This is a genomic window from Streptomyces platensis (genome assembly GCF_008704855.1).
GTDB lineage: Bacteria > Actinomycetota > Actinomycetes > Streptomycetales > Streptomycetaceae > Streptomyces > Streptomyces platensis.
Genome location: NZ_CP023691.1, coordinates 4,965,934 through 4,989,113 on the forward strand (window position 1 = coordinate 4,965,934; position 23,180 = coordinate 4,989,113).

21 protein-coding genes are annotated in these 23,180 nt (G+C 71.3%); 16 read left to right on the forward strand and 5 right to left on the reverse strand.

Annotated features, from left to right (window positions below; genetic code table 11):
• Positions 1-13: 13 nt before the first annotated feature.
• Positions 14-382, reverse strand: coding sequence for a YbjQ family protein (locus CP981_RS22005; protein WP_042150344.1), 369 nt, complete (start codon positions 380-382; stop codon positions 14-16).
• Positions 383-595: 213 nt separating this feature from the next.
• Here CP981_RS22005 and CP981_RS22010 point away from each other — a divergent pair, with 213 nt between their 5' ends.
• Both CP981_RS22010 and CP981_RS22015 read left to right on the forward strand, forming a co-directional pair.
• Positions 596-1,303, forward strand: a complete 708-nt coding sequence (locus CP981_RS22010) for a DedA family protein (protein WP_085923326.1) — start codon at positions 596-598, stop codon at positions 1,301-1,303.
• 363 nt (positions 1,304-1,666) lie between these two features.
• Positions 1,667-3,421 (forward strand): threonine/serine exporter family protein, encoded by a 1,755-nt coding sequence (locus CP981_RS22015; protein WP_085923327.1) that lies wholly within the window; start codon positions 1,667-1,669, stop codon positions 3,419-3,421.
• A gap of 153 nt (positions 3,422-3,574) precedes the next feature.
• Here CP981_RS22015 and CP981_RS22020 read toward each other — a convergent pair whose 3' ends face one another.
• Positions 3,575-4,069 (reverse strand): inorganic diphosphatase, encoded by a 495-nt coding sequence (locus CP981_RS22020; RefSeq protein WP_085923328.1) that lies wholly within the window; start codon positions 4,067-4,069, stop codon positions 3,575-3,577.
• 86 nt (positions 4,070-4,155) lie between these two features.
• Between CP981_RS22020 and dacB the strand changes: the two genes are divergently transcribed.
• The 6 genes from dacB (at position 4,156) to folE (ending at position 12,106) form a co-directional block, all read left to right on the forward strand.
• Positions 4,156-5,730, forward strand: coding sequence for a D-alanyl-D-alanine carboxypeptidase/D-alanyl-D-alanine endopeptidase (gene dacB / locus CP981_RS22025; protein ID WP_085923329.1), 1,575 nt, complete (start codon positions 4,156-4,158; stop codon positions 5,728-5,730).
• A gap of 335 nt (positions 5,731-6,065) precedes the next feature.
• Positions 6,066-7,211, forward strand: coding sequence for a zinc-dependent metalloprotease (locus tag CP981_RS22030; RefSeq protein WP_085923330.1), 1,146 nt, complete (start codon positions 6,066-6,068; stop codon positions 7,209-7,211).
• A gap of 189 nt (positions 7,212-7,400) precedes the next feature.
• Positions 7,401-8,459, forward strand: a complete 1,059-nt coding sequence (gene tilS / locus CP981_RS22035) for a tRNA lysidine(34) synthetase TilS (RefSeq protein WP_085923331.1) — start codon at positions 7,401-7,403, stop codon at positions 8,457-8,459.
• Positions 8,460-8,544: 85 nt separating this feature from the next.
• A complete protein-coding gene (gene hpt, locus CP981_RS22040) occupies positions 8,545-9,084 on the forward strand; it encodes a hypoxanthine phosphoribosyltransferase (RefSeq protein ID WP_030077134.1) in 540 nt (179 codons plus the stop codon).
• Between the two features lie 280 nt (positions 9,085-9,364).
• Positions 9,365-11,380, forward strand: coding sequence for an ATP-dependent zinc metalloprotease FtsH (ftsH, locus tag CP981_RS22045; protein WP_085923332.1), 2,016 nt, complete (start codon positions 9,365-9,367; stop codon positions 11,378-11,380).
• Between the two features lie 120 nt (positions 11,381-11,500).
• Positions 11,501-12,106 (forward strand): GTP cyclohydrolase I FolE, encoded by a 606-nt coding sequence (gene folE, locus CP981_RS22050; RefSeq protein ID WP_085923333.1) that lies wholly within the window; start codon positions 11,501-11,503, stop codon positions 12,104-12,106.
• A 200-nt stretch (positions 12,107-12,306) separates the two neighbouring features.
• On the opposite strand, the gene CP981_RS22055 is transcribed toward folE, so the two are convergent.
• On the reverse strand, positions 12,307-13,422 hold the full coding sequence (locus CP981_RS22055) for an alpha/beta hydrolase (protein ID WP_085923334.1): 1,116 nt from the start codon (positions 13,420-13,422) through the stop codon (positions 12,307-12,309).
• A gap of 141 nt (positions 13,423-13,563) precedes the next feature.
• On the opposite strand from CP981_RS22055, the gene CP981_RS22060 reads away from it, so the two are divergent.
• The 7 genes from CP981_RS22060 to CP981_RS22090 all read left to right on the forward strand — a co-directional run bounded on the left by CP981_RS22060 (position 13,564) and on the right by CP981_RS22090 (position 20,599).
• Positions 13,564-15,411, forward strand: coding sequence for a phosphatidylglycerol lysyltransferase domain-containing protein (locus CP981_RS22060; RefSeq protein WP_085923335.1), 1,848 nt, complete (start codon positions 13,564-13,566; stop codon positions 15,409-15,411).
• Positions 15,412-15,534: 123 nt separating this feature from the next.
• Entirely contained in the window at positions 15,535-16,446 is a 912-nt protein-coding gene (gene folP / locus CP981_RS22065; protein ID WP_167536126.1) for a dihydropteroate synthase, read from the forward strand.
• 5 nt (positions 16,447-16,451) lie between these two features.
• Positions 16,452-16,931 (forward strand): nuclear transport factor 2 family protein, encoded by a 480-nt coding sequence (locus tag CP981_RS22070; protein WP_085923369.1) that lies wholly within the window; start codon positions 16,452-16,454, stop codon positions 16,929-16,931.
• A 472-nt stretch (positions 16,932-17,403) separates the two neighbouring features.
• Positions 17,404-17,763 (forward strand): dihydroneopterin aldolase, encoded by a 360-nt coding sequence (folB, locus tag CP981_RS22075; protein WP_042150312.1) that lies wholly within the window; start codon positions 17,404-17,406, stop codon positions 17,761-17,763.
• Positions 17,760-18,407 carry a 2-amino-4-hydroxy-6-hydroxymethyldihydropteridine diphosphokinase gene (gene folK / locus CP981_RS22080; protein ID WP_425282149.1) on the forward strand — a complete coding sequence of 216 codons (648 nt, stop codon included), beginning with the start codon at positions 17,760-17,762 and terminating at the stop codon, positions 18,405-18,407. The genes folB and folK overlap by 4 nt, the downstream gene beginning before the upstream one ends.
• A 123-nt stretch (positions 18,408-18,530) precedes the next feature.
• On the forward strand, positions 18,531-19,022 hold the full coding sequence (locus CP981_RS22085) for a DUF3180 domain-containing protein (protein ID WP_085923337.1): 492 nt from the start codon (positions 18,531-18,533) through the stop codon (positions 19,020-19,022).
• A 329-nt stretch (positions 19,023-19,351) separates the two neighbouring features.
• Positions 19,352-20,599 carry a hypothetical protein gene (locus CP981_RS22090; protein ID WP_167536127.1) on the forward strand — a complete coding sequence of 416 codons (1,248 nt, stop codon included), beginning with the start codon at positions 19,352-19,354 and terminating at the stop codon, positions 20,597-20,599.
• Positions 20,600-20,761: 162 nt separating this feature from the next.
• Here the strand turns inward: CP981_RS22090 and CP981_RS22095 are convergent, their stop codons facing one another.
• Positions 20,762-21,241, reverse strand: coding sequence for a DUF1453 family protein (locus tag CP981_RS22095; protein ID WP_085923339.1), 480 nt, complete (start codon positions 21,239-21,241; stop codon positions 20,762-20,764).
• A gap of 128 nt (positions 21,242-21,369) precedes the next feature.
• Between CP981_RS22095 and CP981_RS22100 the strand changes: the two genes are divergently transcribed.
• Positions 21,370-21,987, forward strand: coding sequence for a TetR/AcrR family transcriptional regulator (locus tag CP981_RS22100; RefSeq protein ID WP_085923340.1), 618 nt, complete (start codon positions 21,370-21,372; stop codon positions 21,985-21,987).
• A gap of 16 nt (positions 21,988-22,003) precedes the next feature.
• Here CP981_RS22100 and CP981_RS22105 read toward each other — a convergent pair whose 3' ends face one another.
• A complete protein-coding gene (locus CP981_RS22105; protein WP_085923341.1) occupies positions 22,004-23,146 on the reverse strand; it encodes an NADH-quinone oxidoreductase subunit D in 1,143 nt (380 codons plus the stop codon).
• Between the last annotated feature and the right edge of the window lie 34 nt (positions 23,147-23,180).

Sequence of the window (23,180 nt, forward strand, 5' to 3'; positions counted from 1 at the left end):
GCGCGCTACGGGGTCAGCTCTGCGGGGAGAGCACCACGGCCGTTCCGTAGGCGCACACCTCGGTGCCCACGTCGGCGGCCTCCGTGACATCGAAGCGGAACATCAGCACCGCGTTCGCACCGCGCGAGCGGGCCTGGTCCACCAGCCGTTCCATCGCCTGGTTACGGGTCTCCACCAGGGTCTTGGTCAGGCCCCGCAGCTCGCCGCCGATCATCGACTTCAGGCCCGCGCCGATCTGGCTGCCGAGGTGCCGTGAGCGCACCGTCAGGCCGAAGACCTCGCCGATCACCCGTTCCACGTGAAACCCCGGGACGTCATTGGTCGTCACGACCAGGACGTCGGACTGCGCATGCTGTCCACCGCCGTATTCCTCGATGCCCATGACGCGCACCTCCTTACGGCCAGCATCACCCGGCCCCCCGGGGGCGGCCAGCGGTCGGGGGCCGTCGGGTGGGGGGGGCGGGTCCGGGGCCCGCCTGGAACCAAGGCGGGCCGCTCGGCGTTGATAGTTTTGGCCGCACACGCGCCTTCCACCCGTCGCTTCGCCCCCACGCACCGCACGATCCGGCGCCCTCGACCCAGGAGCCTTCACCCCGTGAATACTCTCGCGCTCGGCCCCCAGTGGCTGGACCCGGACTATCTCATCACCACATTCGGCCTGATCGGCGTCCTGGTCATCGTCTTCGCGGAGTCCGGCCTGCTGATCGGCTTCTTCCTGCCGGGTGACTCGCTGCTGTTCACCACCGGTCTGCTGGTGACGACGAACAAGCTGGACACGCCGCTGTGGCTGGTGTGCGCGCTGGTCGTGCTGGCCGCCGTCCTGGGCGACCAGGCCGGCTACCTCTTCGGCCGGAAGGTCGGGCCCTCGCTCTTCAAGCGCCCCGACTCCCGCCTGTTCAAGCAGGAGAACGTCGAGAAGGCGCACGACTTCTTCGAGAAGTACGGACCCAAGTCGCTGATCCTGGCCCGCTTCGTGCCGATCGTGCGCACCTTCACGCCGATCGTCGCCGGTGTGAGCCGGATGAACTACCGCTCCTTCATCACCTTCAACATCATCGGCGGCGCCCTGTGGGGCGCGGGTGTCACGCTGCTCGGCGCCTCCCTGGGGAAGGTCGAGTTCGTCCACCAGCACATCGAGCTGATCCTGGTCGCGATCGTGCTGATCTCCGTCGTACCGATCGCCATCGAGTTCCTCCGCGCCCGCAGCAAGGCCAAGAAGGACCAGCCCACCCCGTCCCACCCCACGGACCGCCCCCACGGCACCCCCGCAGAACCCCGCCGCGGCCGCCACGCCAAGCGCTGACAAGGGCAGGAACCAGGCCACACACAGCGCAGGGAGAAGACCACACAGCTCCACCCCCACACCCACAACGGGAGGCGACGGGCCGGTGGGGCCGGGGTGCAGGACGTAAAGCGCAGCAGTCCTGCACCCCGGCCCCACCGGCCCGTCGCCGCACCCGACAGCCCCGCGCAGCGGCACAAGCCCGCCGCAGGCGCCACGGCGGGTCAGCCGACAACGTGGTGCGGCCCCGCCGCAGGCGCAAGGCGGGACAGCCGACAACGTGGCCCGCCCGAAATTCGCGCCCCCCGTGCAAGCGCCCCGCATCCTCATCAGGCATCGTGTCCTTGACATCCGTCAGGAGGCGTACGAGGAGAGCGAAGACCCGTGGTGTCGGACCCACAGCGCGGCCAGCGCGGCCAGCGCGGCACGATTGGCAGCGGTGGTGGCAGTGGTGCCTCGGATCAGACCGGTCCCGAGGACCGCAAGTCCCAGTCGGACGAGGCCCACAGCGCCTTCACTCCGCCCCTGGGCGTGCCCTACCCGCCGCTTCCCGAGGACGAGCACCCCACCTCCGAATTCGCGCTGCCCGCGGGGCTGCGCCCGGAGACGCCGGCCGAGCAGGAGGGCTCGGCCTTCACCCTGCCGAGCAGTACCACCGGCCAGACCCCGCTGCCCGCTCCCGTGGGCGCCACGGCGATGAGTGTCGCCTTCACCCCGCCGCACGGCATACCGGCCGTCAGCCTCACCAAGGAAGCCCCTTGGCAGGACCGGATGCGGACCATGCTCCGGATGCCGGTCCACGAGCGCCCGGTCCCCGAGCGCCCGGAGCGCGGCGAGGAGGACACCGGCCCGGCCGTTCCCCGCGTACTCGACCTGACGCTCCGTATCGGCGAGATCCTGCTCGCCGGCGGCGAGGGCGCCGAGGACGTCGAGGCCGCGATGTTCGGTGTCGCGCACGCCTACGGGTTGGAGCGGGTCGAGCCGACCGTCACCTTCACCCTGCTGTCGATCTCCTACCAGCCGTCGCTGGTCGACGACCCGGTGACGGCCAGCCGCACGGTCCGGCGCCGTGGCGTCGACTACAACCGGCTGTCCGCCGTCTTCCGGCTCGTCGACGACATCACCTCCGACGGCATCACCCTCGAAGAGGCCTACCGCGGCCTCGCCGAGATCCGCCGTAACCGCCACCCGTACCCGAGCTGGGCGCTGACGGTGGCCTCCGGGCTGCTGTCCGGCGCCGCCTCCATGCTGGTCGGCGGCACGATGCTGGTGTTCTTCGCGGCCGCGGTGGGCTCCATGCTCGGCGACCGGCTGGCCTGGCTCGCGTCCGGGCGCGGGCTGCCGGAGTTCTACCAGTTCGTGGTCGCGGCGATGCCGCCCGCGGCGGTGGGCGTCGCCTTCGGTCTGGCCCACGCCAATGTGCAGGCGTCCGCGGTGATCACCGGTGGACTGTTCGCGCTGATCCCGGGGCGGGCGCTGGTCGCCGGCGTCCACGACGGGCTGACCGGCTACTACATCACCGCCGCCGCCCGTCTGCTGGAGGTCGGCTATCTCATCGTCGGCATCGTCGTCGGCGTCCTCAGCGTGCTCTACATCGGACTCCAGCTGAACCCCGGCCTCCGGCGGCTCAACCCCGAGGAGGCGCTGGGGGCGTACAACGAGCCGGTGGTCCAGATCACCGCGTCCATGCTGCTGGCGCTGGCGTTCTGTGTGCTGCTCCAGCAGGAGCGGCACACCGTGGCGTTTGCGACCCTGAACGGCGGCGTCGCCTGGGTCGTCTACGGCGCCCTGCACTACGTCGCCGAGATAAACGCGGTGCCCGCCACCGCGATCGCGGCCGGACTGGTCGGTCTCTTCGGGCAGTTGCTCTCCCGTTACCGCTATGCGTCGGCCCTGCCGTACGTCACCGCGGCCATCGGCCCGCTGCTGCCCGGTAGTGCCACGTACTTCGGGCTGCTCAACTTCGCCCAGGGCCACCAGCCGGAGGGCCTCACCTCCCTGGTGCAGGCCGCCTCGCTGGCGCTCGCCATCGCCGTGGGCGTCAACCTCGGTGCCGAAGTGGCCCGGCTGTTCCTGCGCGCCCCCGGGGTCGAGGAGGCCGGCGGACGCCGGGCCGCCAAGCGCACCCGCGGCTTCTGAGCGGTCGTGCCGGGGCCGCCGACCGGCCCCGGCACGCACGAACGGGCGGCAACCCGACTGGGTGCCGCCCGTTCGCGTACGAAAATCAGCGCGCGCTGACCCGGGCGCCGCGGTCAGGGAAACCCCGCCGGACGCCGGGCCGACGACGCTGCGTCAGTGCGCGCCGCCCTGCGCCTCAAGGCGCTTGAACGAGGCCTCGATCTCCGCCTCGGCCTCGGTGCGGCCGACCCAGTCGGCGCCCTCGACGGACTTGCCGGGCTCCAGGTCCTTGTAGACCTCGAAGAAGTGCTGGATCTCCAGGCGGTCGAACTCCGACACGTGGTGGATGTCCCGCAGGTGCTCCACACGCGGGTCGGACGCGGGCACGCACAGCAGCTTGTCGTCGCCGCCGGCCTCGTCCGTCATCCGGAACATGCCGATGGCGCGGCACTTGATGAGGCAACCGGGGAAGGTCGGCTCGTCCAGGATGACCAGCGCGTCCAGCGGGTCGCCGTCCTCGCCCAGGGTGTTCTCGACAAAGCCGTAGTCGGCCGGGTAGCTGGTCGAGGTGAAGAGTCGACGGTCCAGGCGGATCCGACCGGTCTCGTGGTCCACCTCGTACTTGTTCCGCGAACCCTTCGGGATCTCGATGGTGACGTCGAACTCCACGGGTGGCTCCTCCATGATCAACACATACGTCTGGTGATTAAGTGTCCCCCACGCAGGTGTGTGGTGGCGAAAGGGGCTGGTCCGAGGTGCCCGAGACCGGAAAGTGGCAGGTCAGATGGCAGTCAGCGGAACGGTCCGCGCGGGCGGCGACGCGCGCGGCGGTCCGGTGGGCGCAGACGGCCATCGATGCCACGCGGCAGACCTGGCAGGCCACACCCCGCCAGACCCAGCAGACCTGGCGGCTGACGGCGGTTTCCGCAGCTACCGGCCTGGCGGTCGCGATCGTCGCGGTGGCGGCGTCCGGGCCGTGGGACTCGGGTCAGCGTACGGCCGAGCGGGCGGAGGCGGCCGAGATGGACGGTGCCAGTGGCGAGCATCACGCTCCGGAGGCCCGGCCGGCGCCCAGCGCACCCCCCGTCCTGCCCGCGCTCGGCGGCCGGGTGCCCGGTGCCGCGGGCCGTGGCGCGGCGCCCGCCCCCACTGACGCGGGACTGGCCGACGCGCTCGCGCCGCTGCTGAAGGACCCGGCCCTCGGCCCGCTGCGGACGGCTTCCGTCCTGGACGTGGCCGCCGGCCGGGAGGTCTTCGGCGACGGCCAGGGCAAGGCCGCCACCCCCGCCTCCACCGTCAAGCTCGCCACCGCCGTCGCCGTGCTCTCCGCGCTCGGCCCCGACCACCGCATCGACACCACCGTCGTGCTGACCGGCAAGAACCGCCTCGTCCTGGTCGGCGGCGGCGACCCCACCCTCACCGCCCGCGCCCCGCGGCACGGCGCCGAGGAACAGCCCGCGAACCTGCGCACCCTCGCCGACGCCACCGCCCGCGCCCTCAAGAAGCGCCACCTCACCAAGATCAGCCTGGGCTATGACACCGCCGCCTACTCGGGCCCCGCAGAGCACCCCATCGGCCCGAACGAGAACATCGCCCCCGTCACCGCGCTGATGACCGACGAGGGCCGCCTCGACGACTCCGAGCACGGCACCGCCCCCCGCGACGCCGACCCCGCCCACACGGCGGCCCGCACCTTCGCCGATCTGCTCCACGAGCGCGGCATCACCGTCGACGGCGACCCCGAGAGCGCCAAGGCCCCCAAGAAGACCACCCGCATCGCCGCCGTCCACTCCCTCCCCCTCTCCGCCCTCGTCGAGCGGATGCTCACCTACAGCGACAACGACATCGCCGAGGCACTGGCCCGCCAGACCGCCCTGGCCTCCCGGCAGCCGGCCAGCTTCGCCGGGGCCGGCAAGGCCGTCCGCACCGCCCTCCAGCGGGAGCACCTCCCGCTCTCCGGCGCCGTCTTCGAGGACGGCAGCGGCCTGGACCGCGACGACAAGGTCACCGCCGGCCTGCTCTCCCGCCTCCTGCTGCACGCCTCCTCGCCCGACCACCCGGCCCTGCGCCCCGTCGTCACCGGCCTCCCCGTGGCCGCCTTCACCGGCACCCTCAGCAACCGCTACCGGGGCCAGAGCGCCGGCGCCGGCGCCGTACGCGCCAAAACCGGCACCCTCACCGGCGTGAACACCCTCGCCGGCACCGTCGTCGACGCCGACGGCCGCCTCCTGACCTTCTCCTTCATGACCACCGGCACCACCGACCCGCAAGGCGCCCAGAACGCCTTGGACAAACTCGCCTCAGCAGTAGCCAACTGCGGCTGCCGCTAGGGCCGGACAAGTAAAAGCCACTCACGTCCACCCCCACCGGCCCCCACCCACCCCCAACGGGAGGGGACCGGCCGGAGGGGCAGGGGTGTGGGACGTAAAGCGAAGCAGTCCCACACCCCTGCCCCGGAGGCCCGTCACCGCGCCCAACAGCCCCGCGCAGCGGACCCAGCCCGCCGCAGGCGCAACGGCGAGAAACCCCCACGGCGGGAAAGCCGGCAACGTGGGCCGAAGGCAAAGCGCATGCGCAGGCGAGACGAACCACGGCGCGAAAGCCGAAATCGTGGGAAGAAGACAGTCGGCTACCCCGCGGCCACGCCCCCACGTACGGTGAACCCATGACGAGCATCGGTGGAACCGAGATGGTCGACTGGAACCTCGCGGTCGCGACCGCGACCCGGTTCGTGCGGCCGGGCCCAGAGGTGAGCCGGGACGAGGCACGCGCGATCGTCGCCGAGCTGCGCAAGCACGCCAAGTCCTCCGAGGCACACGTCCGGGCGTTCACGCGGATGGCACAGCCCGACGCGACGGGCGAGGAGCCGCATGACACGCCGGTCCTCGTCGTGGACCGGCCCGGCTGGATCAAGGCGAATGTCGCGGGGTTCCGGGCGGTGCTCAAGCCGCTGCTGGCCAAGATGGAGGACCGCCGCTCGACGGTCCCCGGGGGCGCGGTGCTCGGCGCGGTCGGCGGCAAGGTGACCGGCGTGGAGCTGGGCATGCTGCTGTCGTTCCTGGCCTCGCGGGTCCTCGGCCAGTACGAGACGTTCGCCCCGGCCTCCCGTGATCTGCCGGCCGCGGCGCAGGGCGGCCGGCTGCTGCTCGTCGCGCCGAACATCGTGCACGTGGAGCGCGAGCTCGAAGTGGCCCCGCACGACTTCCGGCTGTGGGTGTGCCTCCACGAGGAGACCCACCGCACCCAGTTCACCGCCGTCCCGTGGCTGCGGGACCACATCGAGGGCGAGATCCAGTCGTTCCTCGGTGAGACGGACATCGACCCGGGCGCCCTCCTGGAGCGGCTGCGTGAGGCCGCCCAGTCGCTGGCCGGCGCCAAGCCCGAGGGCGAGGAGGGCGAGGACGAGGGCCGCTCCCTCGTCGATCTCGTGCAGACGCCCGCGCAGCGCGAGATCCTCGGCCGGCTGACCGCGGTGATGTCCCTGCTGGAGGGGCACGCGGATTATGTGATGGACGGTGTGGGGCCCGATGTCGTGCCGTCGGTCGCGGAGATCCGGGAGAAGTTCCAGAAGCGCCGGGCCAGCGGCGCCGGCCGGCTGGACCAGGCGCTGCGCAAGCTGCTCGGCCTGGACGCCAAGCTGCGGCAGTACCGCGACGGCGAGCGGTTCGTCAGCGCGGTCGTCGAGGAGGTGGGCATGGAGGGCTTCAACCGGGTGTGGACGTCGCCGAACACCCTCCCGACCAAACAGGAGATCGCCAAACCGGCGGACTGGATCGCGCGGGTGCACCGCAAGGCGGACGGGGCACCGTGAGCGAATGGTGTGAGCTGGGCACGCCACGTGGCAGTAGAGCGCCCCTTCAATCACCCGTCTGAGGGACCGTTACCGAGGGATAGGCGTGCAATGCTCGGGGAACCGCTCGCCTCTGTCACCATCTAGGCACTCTGTGTGACGAAGCCGTCCACGGCCCGAGGCTCCCCAGCTGAACGATTGGAAACGGACATGGGTCCCCATCCAGCGGTCGCCGCGATACGCCTGGCGGTCCGCCGCGTACTCCACGACGTGCTCACCCACCACTGCGCGCACGACCGGCACGAGCCCCCGCTCGTGCTCGTCGCGTGCTCCGGCGGCGCCGATTCCATGGCGCTCGCCTCCGCCCTCGCCTTCGAGGCCCCCAAGCTCGGGGTCCGCGCCGGGGGCGTGACCATCGACCACGGTCTCCAGGAGGGCTCGGACCTCCGCGCCGCCGAGGTCGCCCTGCGGCTGCGGGCCCTGGGACTCGACCCCGTAGAGGCCGTCGCCGTCGACGTGGACGAACCGAACAGGGTGGCGCACGGCACCGGATACCGCGGAAGCGGCGGCCGGCAGTCCGGCGGACCGGAAGCCGCCGCCCGGGACGCCCGCTACGCCGCCCTGGACGCCGCCGCCGAACGCCACGGCGCCACCGCGGTCCTCCTCGGCCACACCCGCGACGACCAGGCCGAGACGGTGCTGCTCGGTCTCGCCCGCGGCTCCGGGACCCGCTCGCTCTCCGGTATGGCCGCGACCAGCGGCCGGGACGGGCGCTATCGCCGGCCCTTCCTCGACGTGGACCGCCAGACCGCCCGTAAGGCCTGTCTGATCCAGGCGCTGCCCGTCTGGGACGACCCGCACAACGCCGACCCCGCCTACACCCGCTCACGGCTGCGCCACGAGGGCCTGCCCGCCCTGGAGAAGGCGCTCGGCAAGGGCGTCGTCGAGGCGCTGGCCCGTACCGCCCAGCTCTCCCGCGACGACGCCGACGCCCTGGACGCCTGGGCCGCCGACGCCGAGGGCTCGGTCCTCGACGACAGCGGCTCCCTCGACATCGCCGCCCTGTTCGCCCTGCCCCCCGCGGTGCGCCGCCGGGTGCTGCGCCGGGCGGTCATCGGCGCCGGTTCACCGGCCGGTTCGCTCTTCGCCCGCCACATCGAAGAAGTGGACCGGCTGATCACCGCCTGGCGGGGGCAGGGGGCCATCAACCTCCCCGGGCGAGTGGGTGTGCGACGGCAGGGTGGCAGACTGGTCATTCGGCAGGGCTGAGCCGCAGACGCTGCCCCGCACCGAAGTCTCACGACTGACGCGAACACCGAACAGAGCGAGAGTGGCACGGGTGGACGACAAGGACATGGGTTCCGACCTTCAGTCGGTACTCATCAGCAAGGAAGAGATCGACGCGAAGCTGGCGGAGCTGGCGGCGAAGATCGACGCGGAGTACGCGGGCAAGGACCTGCTCATCGTCGGCGTCCTCAAGGGCGCCGTGATGGTGATGGCGGACCTGGCGCGTGCGCTGTCCACCCCCGTCACGATGGACTGGATGGCCGTGTCGTCGTACGGCGCGGGCACCCAGTCCTCCGGCGTGGTCCGCATCCTCAAGGACCTCGACACCGACATCAAGGGCAAGCACGTCCTGATCGTCGAGGACATCATCGACTCCGGTCTGACGCTGTCGTGGCTGCTGTCGAACCTCGGCTCGCGCGAGCCGGCCTCGCTGGAGGTCTGCACGCTGCTGCGCAAGCCGGACGCGGCGAAGGTCGCCATCGACGTGAAGTGGATCGGCTTCGACATCCCCAACGAATTCGTCGTGGGATACGGCCTCGACTTCGCGGAGAAGTACCGCAATCTGCCGTTCGTCGGTACCCTCGCGCCGCACGTCTACGGCGGCTGAGGGCGTCCCGCGCTCGTCCGGCCGCGGTGGCCGGGCGGGCCTCGGACCGTCCGCTGCGGCCCGGCGGGAACCCTTCGGGGCCTCCCGCCGTTGGAGCAGGGAGAGCGGAATCCCCGGCTGCATGTTCACCGTCGGCGCAGGCGCCGGGTGACAATGCTGGGGTACCGTCCGAAGGCAGTTCTTTTTCGGGCCAGTAATACACCGTACGCACGACCAGCCCTCCCAAGGGCGTTGTGCCTCACTGTGGCAGGAGGGACGGGGCCTCAACGGCTCCGTATGGATGGACGTGAAGCGATACTTCCGTGGGCCGGTCATGTGGATCGTGCTGGCCGTCCTCGCCGTGGTCGTGTTGATGCAGGTCGTCGGCTCGTCCGGCGGCTACAAGACGGTGGACACCGGTCAGGTCGTCAAGGCGATCGCTGACAACAAGGTGAAATCCGCCGAGCTGACGACCGGTGACGAGAACAAGATCAAGATTGAGCTGTCGGGCTCCAACAAGGTTGAGGGCTCGAACAAGCTCCAGGCGAGCTACATCGGCGACCAGGGCGTCGACGTGGCCAAGAACCTTCAGGCCAAGTACCAGACCGGCGAGATCAAGGACGGGTACACCGTCTCCCCGTCGAAGCAGAACCCGTTCGTCGGTGTGCTGCTCTCGCTGCTCCCCTTCGTCCTCATCGTGGTCGTCTTCCTGTTCCTGATGAATCAGATGCAGGGCGGCGGCTCCCGGGTGATGAACTTCGGGAAGTCCAAGGCGAAGCTGATCACCAAGGACACCCCCAAGACGACCTTCACGGACGTCGCGGGGTCGGACGAGGCCGTCGAGGAGCTCCACGAGATCAAGGAGTTCCTCCAGGAGCCGGCGAAGTTCCAGGCCGTCGGCGCCAAGATCCCGAAGGGTGTGCTGCTGTACGGCCCGCCCGGAACGGGCAAGACGCTGCTGGCGCGTGCCGTCGCCGGCGAGGCGGGCGTCCCGTTCTACTCGATCTCCGGTTCCGACTTCGTCGAGATGTTCGTCGGTGTCGGTGCCTCCCGGGTCCGTGACCTCTTCGAGCAGGCCAAGGCGAACGCCCCGGCGATCGTCTTCGTCGACGAGATCGACGCCGTCGGCCGGCACCGCGGTGCGGGCCTGGGCGGTGGCCACGACGAGCGTGAGCAGACCCTCAACCAGCTCCTGGTCGAGATGGACGGCTTCGACGTCAAGGGCGGCGTGATCCTGATCGCCGCCACCAACCGCCCGGACATCCTCGACCCGGCGCTGCTGCGTCCCGGCCGTTTCGACCGGCAGATCGCCGTCGACCGTCCGGACCTCCAGGGCCGTCTGGAGATCCTCAAGGTTCACCAGAAGGGCAAGCCGGTCGCGCCGGACGTCGACCTCTCGGCCGTCGCCAAGCGCACCCCCGGCTTCACCGGTGCCGATCTGTCCAACGTCCTCAACGAGGCCGCGCTGCTGACGGCCCGGAGCGACGAGAAGCTGATCAACAACCACTTCCTGGACGAGGCGATCGACCGCGTCGTGGCCGGCCCGCAGAAGCGGACCCGGATCATGTCCGAGAAGGAGAAGAAGATCACCGCGTACCACGAGGGCGGACACGCCCTGGTCGCGGCGGCCTCACCGAACTCCGACCCGGTCCACAAGATCACGATCCTGTCCCGCGGCCGGGCCCTGGGTTACACCATGGTCCTGCCCGACGAGGACAAGTACTCCACCACCCGCAACGAGATGCTCGACCAGCTGGCGTACATGCTGGGCGGCCGCGCGGCGGAGGAGCTGGTCTTCCACGACCCGACGACGGGCGCCGCGAACGACATCGAGAAGGCCACCGCCACGGCCCGCGCGATGGTCACGCAGTACGGCATGACCGAGCGGCTCGGTGCGATCAAGTTCGGTACCGACAACTCCGAGCCCTTCCTGGGCCGTGAGATGGGTCACCAGCGCGACTACTCGGAAGAGGTCGCCGCGCTGGTCGATGAGGAAGTCAAGAAGCTCATCGAGACCGCGCACAACGAGGCGTGGGAGATCCTGGTCGAGAACCGCGATGTGCTCGACAACCTCGTGCTGACGCTCCTGGAGAAGGAGACCCTCAACAAGGAGGAGATCGCCGATCTCTTCAAGCACGTGGTCAAGCGCCCGGCCCGCCCGGCGTGGACCGGCTCGTCGCGCCGTACGCCCTCCAGCCGCCCGCCGGTGCTGTCGCCGAAGGAGCTGGCCCCGGCCAATGGCGCGGTGACCACGACCGCCACCGTCTCCACGGAGAAGAAGGCGGAAGCACCCGAGGAGCAGCGTCCCGAGAGCTGATCCCGTGGGCCCTCAGGGGCCCCGGAATAAATGCCGCGCCCTCCAGGTTTAGCCTTGGGGGGCGCGGCATTCCGTGTTTCCACCGCGATTCGAGCGGGCGCAGAAGGAACGAGGCACCACATGACGGACCCTGTGACGCTGGACGTCGGCGGCAAGATCGGCACTTTCGACGAGAAGCGCGCCGAGAACGCTGTACGCGAGCTGCTCATCGCGGTGGGCGAGGACCCGGACCGTGAGGGGCTGCTGGAGACGCCGGCGCGGGTGGCACGGGCCTACCGGGAGATCTTCGCCGGGCTGTGGCAGAAGCCGGAAGACGTGCTGACGACCACCTTCGACCTGGGCCACGACGAAATGGTGCTGGTCAAGGACATCGAAGTGGTCTCCAACTGTGAGCACCACCTCGTCCCGTTCGTCGGGGTGGCCCATGTCGGCTACATCCCGTCCACCGACGGCAAGATCACCGGGCTGTCCAAGCTGGCCCGGCTGGTCGATGTGTTCGCCCGGCGCCCGCAGGTCCAGGAGCGGCTGACCACGCAGATCGCGGACTCCCTGATGCAGATCCTGGAGCCGCGCGGCGTGATCGTCGTCATCGAGTGCGAGCACATGTGCATGACCATGCGCGGGGTGCGCAAGCCGGGTGCCAAGACCACGACCTCGGCCGTGCGCGGCCAGCTGCGGGACGCCGCCACGCGCGCCGAGGCGATGAGCCTGATACTGGCGCGCTGAGGCCCCGGGCCGCGGGCCGTGGGCCCCGGGCCGTGGGCCGCGGGCCCGTATGGCCGGCCCGTCAGGCGTCTCCCACACGGCCGGCGGCGCCCGTCGCGCGTCTCCCACACGGCCGGCGGCACAGACAACCGGACGGCCGGGCCCCTCGCAGGAGGGACCCGGCCGTCGCCGGTGCCGGGGGCGCCGAGGGCGCGGGCCTGTCAGGCCCTGAGGTGGTTGCCCAGCCACTCCAGGGCGGCGGGGATCTCGCGGCGCCAGGTGTTGAAGTTGTGGCCGCCGCTGTCGAGGATGATCGACGAGACCCGGCTCGGCGACTTCGTCTGCTCGATGAACCGCAGCGTCTGCTGGTAATTCCCCTCGCCCTGCTTGCTACTGGTGACCAGCAGGTTCACCGGAGGCGCGGGCAGGTGCCGCTGACGCCACAGCAGATTGTTCTCGCGCTCCAGCTGCCGGTTGCCGTTGAAGAGGTCGCCGGTGGTGGCGTCCCGCGGGGCCTTGTAGGCGCCGGAGAGGGCGACGGCGCTGGAGTACGCCTCGGGGTGGCGCATGGTCATCTTCAGCGCGCAGTAGCCGCCGGTGGAGTCACCCACGACCCCCCAGCTCTTGGCCTCGCGGCCTATTCGGTAGTGCTCGGAGATATCCGCGCGCAGGTCCTTTGTGAAGAAGGTCTCGGTCTGCGGGCCGTTCGGTATGTCCATGCACTCCGTGTCGCGCGGCGGTGCGACGGTCGGGCGCATCATGACCAGGACGGTCGGCCGCATCTTCTGCTTCTTGAGCAGTTCGTGCTGGGTCTGCGGGAAATGCAGCTTTTTGTAGAGCGCCTCGGCGGTGCCGGGGTAGCCGGTGAGCACCAGGGCCGCCGGGAATTTCTTCTGGGCGTATTTCTTCTGGAAGTACTGCGGCGGCAGATAGACATACGCGGGGCTGGCGATCTGCGAGTGTTCGCCGCGGACCAGCACCTTGTCGATCCGGCCGCCGGTCGCCGGCCGGGAGCCGTTCTGTACGCTGACCCGCTCGGTGCCCAGCATCCGCAGCTTGGTGCCGCCCGGTCCGGTCTGGTAGTCGGTCACCACGCCCGGTTCCTGCTCCTGGCCGAGGAGGTCGGCCCAGGACGCGTAGAAACCGAAGGAATTGTTGGCGTACAGACCGATCGCGGCGAAAAGGGAGAGCTGCGTCGCCACCAGGAGCCCGATGCGCCCGAGCACCGTGCGCCAGTTCCCCTGGGAGAGGCGCGGCCAGAGCCAAACGGTGAGGACGAACAGTGCCACCGCGACGAGGACGGCAAGAAGCAGCACTTTCTGACTGGTGAGACCCATGTGGTGCTTTCTTCCGGGCGGCCGGGCCATCCGTACCGCTAGTGGAACCCCGAGCCCTGAAACGCCGTCATACAGGGCGCAAAAAGTCCAGATGCTGCGACAAGGCTCGCACGTTCTCTCGACCGGGGCGACGGGAAAGTGATGTCTGACAGGCTAGATGGCGAAAAGTCGGAGACGGTTGCGTGGCGTGGACCACGCTGGCTCCGTGGACCGCGGCCCGAAGCGGTGCCGCGGATCGTCGGTACGGCCGGCGTGGTCGTCGGCCTGCTGAACCTGGCGGCAGGGGTGTTCCCGCGGTTCCGGCACAGCCGGATGCACGCCCTGGCGGAGGTGCTGCCGGGCGCGGTGAGCCCGCTGGCCGCCGCCGCCTCCATCGTCGTCGGCATCCTGCTGCTCCTTCTGGCCCACGGGCTCAAGCGGCGTAAGCGGCGGGCCTGGGGAGCGGCCGTGGCGCTGCTGCCGGTGGGGATCGCCGCCCAGCTGGTCTACCGCCACTCCGTGTTCGGGGCGGTGCTCTCGCTGGCGCTGCTGGTGTTCCTGGTGTGGCACCGGCGGGAGTTCGCGGCCCTGCCCGACCCGCGCAGCCGCTGGAAGGCGCTGGCCAACCTCGTCGTCCTCGGCGGGGTCAGCTTCGGCATCGGCCTGGTCATCGTCAGCTCGCACCCCCACAAGACCATTGGCTCGCCCTCCCTCTGGGAGCGCGCCGAGCACGTCCTGTGGGGCCTGTTCGGCTTCGAGGGCCCGGTCGCCTACACCCACCACGTCGACTACACCGTCGGCTACTCGCTCGGAGCGCTCGGCCTGCTGACCGTCGCCACCACCGCGTACCTCGCCTTCCGGCCCGAGCACCCGGCGGCCCGGCTGACCGACGAGGACGAGGAGCAGCTGCGCGCCCTGCTCGACCGGCACGGCGCCCGGGACTCGCTCGGCTACTTCGCGCTGCGCCGCGACAAGGGCGCGGTCTTCTCCCCGACCGGCAAGGCCGCGGTCTGCTACCGGGTGATCTCCGGTGTGATGCTCGCCAGCGGCGACCCGATCGGCGATGTGGAGGCCTGGCCGGGCGCCATCGAGCGCTTCATGGAGGAGGCGAAGGCGCACTCCTGGACCCCGGCGGTCACCGGTTGCAGCGAGACCGGCGGCCAGGTGTGGACCCGGGAGACCGGCATGGACGCGCTGGAACTCGGCGACGAGGCGATCGTGGACGTCGCCGACTTCACCCTCACCGGCCGCGCGATGCGCAACGTACGGCAGATGGTCAAGCGCATCGAGCGCAACGGCTACGAGACGCGGGTGCGGCGGGTGCGCGACCTGGCACCGGACGAGCTGGCGCAGCTCCAGAAGGCCGCGGACGCCTGGCGGGACACCGACACCGAGCGCGGCTTCTCCATGGCGCTGGGCCGGATCGACGCGGTGGCCGACGGTGACGCGGTGATCGCCACCGCGCATCTGAAGGCGGCCGAGGGCGAGGAGCCCGGCCCGTTCGGCGACCTCAAGGCGATGCAGCACTTCGTGCCGTGGGGCGACAGCGGGATCTCCCTGGAGCTGATGCGGCGCGACCGCAGCGCCGACCCCGGGATGAACGAACTGCTGATCGTCGCCGCGCTTCAGGCCGCCCCGGACCTCAAGATCAAGCAGGTCTCGCTGAACTTCGCGGTCTTCCGCTCCTCTCTGGAGCGCGGCGAGAAGCTCGGCGCGGGGCCGGTCATCCGGGTCTGGCGCGGGATGCTGATCTTCCTGTCCCGCTGGTACCAGATCGAGTCGCTGTACAAGTTCAACGACAAGTTCCGGCCGCGCTGGGAGCCCCGCTTCGTGGTCTTCCGCAACAGCCGCGACATCCCCCGGATCGGCCTGGCGGCGCTCCAGGCCGAGGGCTATCTGGAGCTGGGGCTGCCGCGCGTACTGCGGCGCCGGAAGAGCGTCGAGCCGCGGCCGTGCGCGCATGTGCCGCGGCCGGCCGCCGCGCCGGAAGCGGTCGAGCGGGCCGCCTGACGAAGGCCCCGCCGGCCGGTCGGCCGGGCCCTCCCGCAGGGCCTCCGACGGGCCGGCGCCCCTGAAGTCCCCGCATGCGGTGGCCGCAATCCGGCCGGTCGGCACACGGCCTACGCTGGTGCCATGAGTACCTTGCGTGGCCGGGTGGCCGGACTGCCGGACTGGGAACGCTGCGCGGTGATGGGCGTCGTCAATGTGACGCCCGATTCGTTCTCCGACGGCGGCGACTGGTTCGACACCGAACTCGCCGTCAAACACGGTCTCGACCTGGTGGCGCAGGGCGCCGACATGGTGGACGTGGGCGGCGAGTCGACCCGGCCGGGCGCGGCGCGGGTGGACGAGGCCGAGGAGCTGCGCCGGGTCGTTCCGGTCGTCCGGGAGCTGGCCGCGGCCGGTGCCGTGGTCTCCGTGGACACCATGCGGGCCGCGGTCGCCGAGCAGGCCGTGGCGGCCGGGGCGCGGCTGGTCAACGACGTCAGCGGCGGCGCCGCCGACCCGGCGATGGTGCCGGTGGTGGCCGCCCACCAGGTCCCGTTCGTCGTGATGCACTGGCGCGGCCAGTCCATCGACATGAACAACCGCGCCGTCTACGGGGACGTGGTCGCCGAGGTCGTCGACGAGCTCGGGCAGAGCATGGAGCGTGCGGTGTCCGGCGGTATCGACCCGGACCGGATCGTGATCGACCCCGGCCTGGGCTTCGCCAAGGAGGCCGGGCACGATCTCGCGCTGATCGCCCGGCTGGCGCGGCTGCGGGCGCTGGGCCGCCCGCTCCTGGTGGCCGCATCGAGGAAACGGTTCCTGGGCAGGGTGCTGGCAGGTGGCGAGGGAGCCGCCCCACCGCCGGCCCGGGAGCGGGATGCCGCGACGGCGGCGGTGTCGGCGATCGTGGCGCGAGAGGGGGCCTGGGCGGTGCGGGTGCACGAGGTCAGGGCGAGCGCGGACGCGGTACGGGTGGCCCGTGCCGTGGAGAGCGCGGCAGCGGCCGGCAGCAGTGAAGCGAGCGGGACGACGGCGAACACGACGGGAACGGTGTGAGCGGCTTGGGCCCGCAGACGGACATCGAACTGGTCGAGCAGGCGAACACCACCCTGTACGAGACCATCGAGCGCGGTGATCACGAGGCGCTGTCCGGACTGTGGCTGGACGGCCAGGTGAGTGTGGTCCACCCCGGGTGGCCGGTGTTGCGGGGGCGCGGCGAGGTGCTGCGCTCGTACGCCCTGATCATGGCGAACACCGAGTACATCCAGTTCTTCCTCACGGATGTGGAGATCGACGTCGTCGGGGACACCGCGCTGGTGACCTGCACCGAGAACATCCTCAGCGGCGGGCCCGCCGAGGACGACGGCTCGGTGGGGCCGCTGATCGGCCAGCTGGTCGTGGCGACCAATGTCTTCCGGCGTACGGAGGACGGCTGGCGGGTGTGGTCGCACCACGGCTCTCCGGTGCTGGCGGACCGCGACGACGAGGACGAGGACGACGAGGGCGGGGGAGCCGGCGAGGGCGGCGAGGAGGCCCTCTGAGCGCCTTCCCGGGAGCCAGGGGACCCGGGACCGGGGAAGCCGGGGCGGGGGCGGGAGCCCGGGAGCCGAGGTCGGGGGCCGGACCGGCGGACCCCGCGCGGGCCGGTGTGAGGCTTGCCATGGCCCCCCGCCCTTGCGTCCGGGGCGAGGGCCTGCGCGGCCGTCAGGGGCGGGCGTCAGCCATCCGGATGAGGGCGCACCCGTTCGAGCCAAGTGCGGCACGGGTAGGGGTGGGGCGTGGGCAGGGGGGTAAGAGGGCCGCGCGGACGATCTCCCGGCCCGCTGGCTGTTGCCCGCCAGGCAGCGCCTAGCAGCAGGACGGGGTCTTGTCCATAGCCCCCGTGGGCGAGGACTGCCGGTACTCGAAGGTAGATTCGACGGCGGGGCAGTGTTGCCGGATCGCTCCGGCGGCTGCCCGGAATCCGACGAACAGTGGCGCCAGAGGTGCCGTGGACCAGTGGGAGTGATTCGCGTGGATCGTGTCGCGCTGCGTGGGCTGAAGGCCCGAGGCCACCACGGGGTGTTTCCCCGGGAGCGCGAGGAGGGCCAGACCTTCATCGTCGACGTGGTGCTCGGTCTGGACACCCGCCAGGCCGCGGCGAGCGACGATCTCGCGAAGACCGTGCACTACGGCGTCGTGGCCGAGGAGGTGGTGGCCGTCGTCCAGGGCGAGCCCGTCGACCTCATCGAGACCCTGGCTGAGCGCATCGCCGAGCAGTGCCTCAAGCACGAGGGCGTGCAGGAGGTGGAGGTGGTGGTGCACAAGCCCGACGCGCCGATCACCGTCCCCTTCGACGACGTGACCATCACCATCACTCGGAGCCGAGTATGAAGTCCACCCGCCACCCGACCACCACTCCGCACGGGGCCGCCGCCGGGCATCCCGGTATGGGTGACCCGACCGTGCAGCCGGTGCCCGCCTCCGTAGTGGAGCAGGTGGACGCCGCCGATGTGACGCTCTCCAACCCCAAACGCGCCGTGATCTCCCTCGGCAGCAATCTCGGCAACCGCCTGGAGACCCTCCAGGGCGCCGTGGACGCGCTGGAGGACACTCCCGGGCTGCGGGTCAAGGCCGTCTCCCCGGTCTACGAGACCGTGCCGTGGGGCGTGGACCCCGGCTCCCAGCCGTCGTACTTCAACGCCGTGGTGCTGATCAAGACGACGCTGCCGCCGTCCTCCCTCCTGGAGCGCGGGCAGGCGATCGAGGAGGCCTTCGAGCGGGTCCGCGACGAGCGCTGGGGCCCGCGCACCATCGACGTCGACATCCTGGCGTATCAGGACGTGGTCTCCGACGACCCGCGGCTGACGCTGCCGCACCCGCGCGCCCATGAGCGGGCGTTCGTGCTGGTGCCGTGGCACGACATCGACCCCGAGGCCGTGGTCCCCGGGCGCGGTGCGGTGTCCGAACTGCTGTCCGCCGTGGGCAGCGACGGCGTGGAACCGCGGGCGGACCTGGAACTGCGGCTGCCGGAGTAGTCGTTAAGGTTGCGGGTCGGCTCCCTGCGGGATGCATCCGTACGGACCGGACGAGGCGGCCAGGACGACAAGGACGGCCGTGACGGCAGGGAAGGTCATGACGGCGCGAGGGGCGATCGCTCGGTGAAGCAGCTACACATCAAGGTGCTGGTCGGGCTGTTTCTGGCGGCCGGGGTGCTGGCCTGGGGCGGCGCCCGGCTGTGGGATTCGTTCGGCACCCTGCCCAGCGTTCCGGTGGCCGCCCCGATCGTGCTGGCACTGATCGCCGCGGTGCTCGCCGCCACCGCGTTCTCGTTCCGCTCGCGGCTGCGCGCCCAGCGCGAGCGCCGGCCGGACGCCAAGGGCGTCGAGCCGCTGGTGGCCGCCCGTGCGGTGGTCTTCGGGCAGGCCAGCGCGCTGGTGGCGGCGCTGGTCGCGGGGCTGTACGGCGGTGTCGGCGTCTTTCTGCTGACCGCCGGGCTCGATGTCGCACCGCGCCGGGACCAGGCGATCTACGCCGGGCTGTCGGTGCTCGCCGGGGCCGCGGTGGTCGCCGCGGCGATCTTCCTGGAGCGGGTGTGCAAGCTGCCCGACGACGACGGCAACGGGAACGGCGGGGTCGACGCGGCGGTGTGACGCCGGGCGGGGCCGGGGGCGCCCCGGATACCGCACACGGGTGCAGATCCCGGCCCATCGCGAGCCGTATGAACCGGCCCTGGAGAAGGCCAGGCCGATGTCCTTCCGGGATACGCCTCCGCTCTCGCCGCATTCCTCCATGCGAAGGAGACGCGGAGGGGAACGGCGGTAAGGCGAAGCCCGTGGCAAGGCCGGCGGCGAACGGCTCAAGTCCGCGGATGCCGCGCAGGCTTATGCGGCGTTCGGGAATCTGGTGAAGAAGTAACCAGCGTGAAACGGATCGGCGTGCGTGCCCCCATAGGTCCCGCACGCACGGTAAGTTTCTGGCCATGCCACGAGGACGCCACCGCCAATCACCACCCCTCCACCGGCTGCTTCCTCCCGCGACGGTCGCCGGTGCGTCACTCGCCTGCGCCGCGGGCGCGTGGTTTGTCGGCGACGATCTGGTGCAACGGGTGCTCGCCGCGGGCGCGGCCGCCGCCGCACTGACCGGCGCCGTCCTTCTGCGGACCTGGGACCGTACGGCCGGCCGGCAGGTCGCCGAACTCAACCGCGCCCGGGTGCGCGACGAGTGGCGTACCGAGGAGCGGATAGCCGAGCTCGAAACGGACGTCGAGGAATCCCGCGAGATCCGGGCCGGCCTGGAGGCCAAACTGCGCGCCAAGCGCACGGAGTTGGCCCGGCTGCGCAGTGAACACGCCGATCTGCTCCGCCGATACGCCACCGCCGAGACCGAGCGGGCCAGCGCTCTGGAGGGCCGCCGGCTGCTCGCCATCGAGGCCGCCGCGCCCGCCAAGGCCCTGCCGGCCGTCGGCGGTCTCTCCCTGGCACTCCACGCGTCGCCCAAGCTCGCGACCCGGCACCCCAGTTCCCCCCTGCGCTCGGACAAGGGCGACGGCCCCGCGCAGGGCGGAGCGCCGCGTGCGGGGGCGGCCACCGTCCCGGCCCGGCGCGCGCCCGCCACGACCCCGGACCGCCCGGCCCCCGCCACCTTCGCGCAGGCCGACCAGGCGCTGCGCCGGCTGGCGCGCAACGCCGCCCGGCAGCGCGCCGCCCAGAAGGCCGCGCAGCTGTCGAAGAACGGTGCCGGGGCCGCCCGCTCCGGACCGCCGGCCCCCCATGACGGGTGCGGCCGGGACGGTGAGAAGGGCCGGGGGAAGGCCCCGGCGGCGGCCGCACAGCGTACGGGCGAGGCCGGCCCGGCCCGTACGGCCACCGCCGCCGGACCCGCGCTCCGCCCGGTGCCGGCCACCGCCGCTGCCATCGTCCCGTCCCGTCCTGCCCCGTCCCGTCCCGCCGCGTCCCGTGAGACGGGCGGCTTCGACTTCTTCGGCAACGCGACCGACGCCGGCCCCCAGCAGCCGACCGCCCCGCTGGAGGAGGATCTGGCGGACGTCGTCGGAGAAGAGGCCCTCGCCGAACAGTCGGCCCGCACGCAGCCCGCGGAGCCCGCCGCGGCCGAGGACACGCAGACCGACGGGGCGACGACCGCCGGCAGCGGCGAGGTCATCGACCTGACCGCCCACGACGAAACCGAACAACTCGACCTCGCCCCCCTGCGCACTGCCATCTCCTGATCCGGCCGCACAGGTCGACGGCACAGCGGCCCGACGTCACCCGGCCCCGGAGCGTTCCGAAGCTCCGGGGCCGGACCGTTTCCGGGGGCTGTCGCGCGAGGTGGCGGCGGCTCGCTGTCCACAGGGTGTGGATGGCCTGCGTACGGGCGGGAAGACCGCGTACTAGACCTTGCGGCGCTCCGGTGCGAACGGGGTGCCGCTCGCCAGTCCCCGCCGGCCGATGGCGAGCGCCTCGCCCAGGAAGCTGACGCCGATGGCCAGTTGGACGGGGCGGGCGTACTCATGCATCCCCATCCTCGCCGCCAGCAGGCCGAAACCGGCCATGGCGAGCAGGGAGAGCAGGGCGGCGAGGAAGGTACGGCCCGTATAGCGCTGCCACAGGACGCCGTCCCGGGCGGACAGCTGGACGGTGGCGCCCCGGAGCGCACCGAGCGCACCGCCGAGGAGGGCGCCGGCGGTGGCCCAGGTGATGTCGGTGCCGGTCACGCCCTCGGTTTTGGTCAGGGTGAAGACGCCGATGGCGATGAGGACGGCCGGTGGTACGAACAGCTCGCGGGCGTTGACCGCTTCGCCCCGCAGTCGCTTGATGATCACGGCGATGACGCCGGCAAGGATGAGCGCGGTGAGCAGCCAGCCATTCATGGGTCCCCCTGGGTGTGTGGTCCGGCGCGGCGCGCGTGCGGGCACGCCGGCGCGGCGGCCGAGTGGCGGCATTATTTAGCTCACTCGTGCCAAAAAATAATTTAGCCCGGGTGTGCCACAATCGCAATATGCCGAAGATCGTCGATCCCGGGGCCCGCCGCCGGGCCGTTGCCGAGGCCGTGCTCCGCGTGGTGCAGCGGGAAGGGGTGGAGGGCGCGTCGCTCCGCAACGTCGCCGAGGAGGCGGGGCTGGCCGTCGGATCGGTCCGCCACTACTTCGCCGGCCACGACGAAGTGCTGATCTTCGCGATGACGGAGCTGAGTGCCCGTATCGAGCACCGTGTGCGGATCCATGCGGAGCGGTTGCTCGACCCCGGTGCGGCCGGCGAACACCGGGCCCGTGCGGAGGAGTTGCTCAGCGAATTCCTGCCGCTGGACGAGGAGCGCCGGGAGGAGGCCATGCTCTGGCAGGCGTTCACGACCGCGGCCCGTACGCGGCCCGTCCTGCGGCCGCATGCGGTCGAGCTGGAGGCCGGTATGCGGGACCTGGTGAAGCGGGTGCTGCGTGGCGCTCAGGAGGCGGGCAGCCTGCTGGACGACCTGGATGCGGAACTGGAGACGCTACGGCTCTCAGCCCTGCTCGACGGCCTCACGCTTCAGGCGACGCTGGAGCCGGAACGCATCACACCGGAAACCCTCCGGAACGTCCTGCGCCGCCATCTGCGGACCCTCCGCAAGCAGGCATAGCGAGAGCGCCGCCCGCCTACTTGTCGATATCCCCGACCACGAAGAACAGCGAGCCGAGGATGGCGACCATGTCGGCGACCAGGGTGCCCGGGAGGAGCTCCACCAGGGCCTGGATGTTGTTGAAGGACGCCGAGCGCAGCTTGAGGCGGTAGGGGGTCTTGTCGCCCTTGGAGACGAGGTAGTAGCCGTTGATGCCGAGGGGGTTCTCGGTCCAGGCGTAGGTCGCGCCCTCGGGGGCCTTCAGGACCTTGGGGAGCCGCTGGTTGACCGGGCCCGGCGGCAGCTCCGCGAGGCGGTCCAGGCAGGCGTCGGCCAGGTCGAGCGCATTGTGGCTCTGCGCCAGCAGGCACTCGAAGCGGGCCAGGCAGTCGCCCTCCTGGCGGGTGACGACCTGGAGGGTGGACCCGAGCTCCCCGTATGCCAGATACGGCTCGTCGCGCCGCAGGTCGAAGTCGACACCGGAGGCGCGGGCGATCGGCCCGGAGACCCCGTACGCATGCACGGTCTCCGGCGTGAGTACACCGACGCCGCGGGTACGGCCGCGGAAGATCTCGTTGCCCAGGACCAGGTTGTCGTAGACGTCCATCCGGGAGCGCACATCGGCCACCGCCTGCCGGACCCGGCCCAGCCAGCCGGCCGGCAGGTCCTCCTTGAGGCCGCCGACGCGGTTGAACATGTAGTGCATCCGGCCGCCGGAGATCTCCTCCATGACGGCCTGGAGTTCCTCCCGCTCGCGGAAGGCGTGGAAGACGGGGGTGATGCCGCCCAGCTCCAGGGGGTACGAGCCGAGGAACATCAGATGGTTCAGCACGCGGTTGAGCTCGGCGAGCAGGGTCCGCGTCCAGACGGCACGCTCGGGCACCTCCATGCCCAGCATCCGCTCGACGGCCATCACCACGCCCAGCTCGTTGGAGAACGCCGACAGCCAGTCGTGCCGGTTGGCGAGCATGATGATCTGGCGGTAGTCGCGCGCCTCGAAGAGCTTCTCGGCGCCGCGGTGCATATAGCCGATCACCGGCTCGGCGTGCTGGATGCGCTCGCCGTCCAGGACGAGGCGCAGCCGCAGCACGCCATGCGTCGAGGGATGCTGCGGGCCGATGTTCAGCACCATGTCGGTGCTCTCCGCCGCGCCGCCGATGCCGACCGTCGTCTCCGTCATGGGAACAGTCTTGCAGGACGCCCGCCGGGCGGAA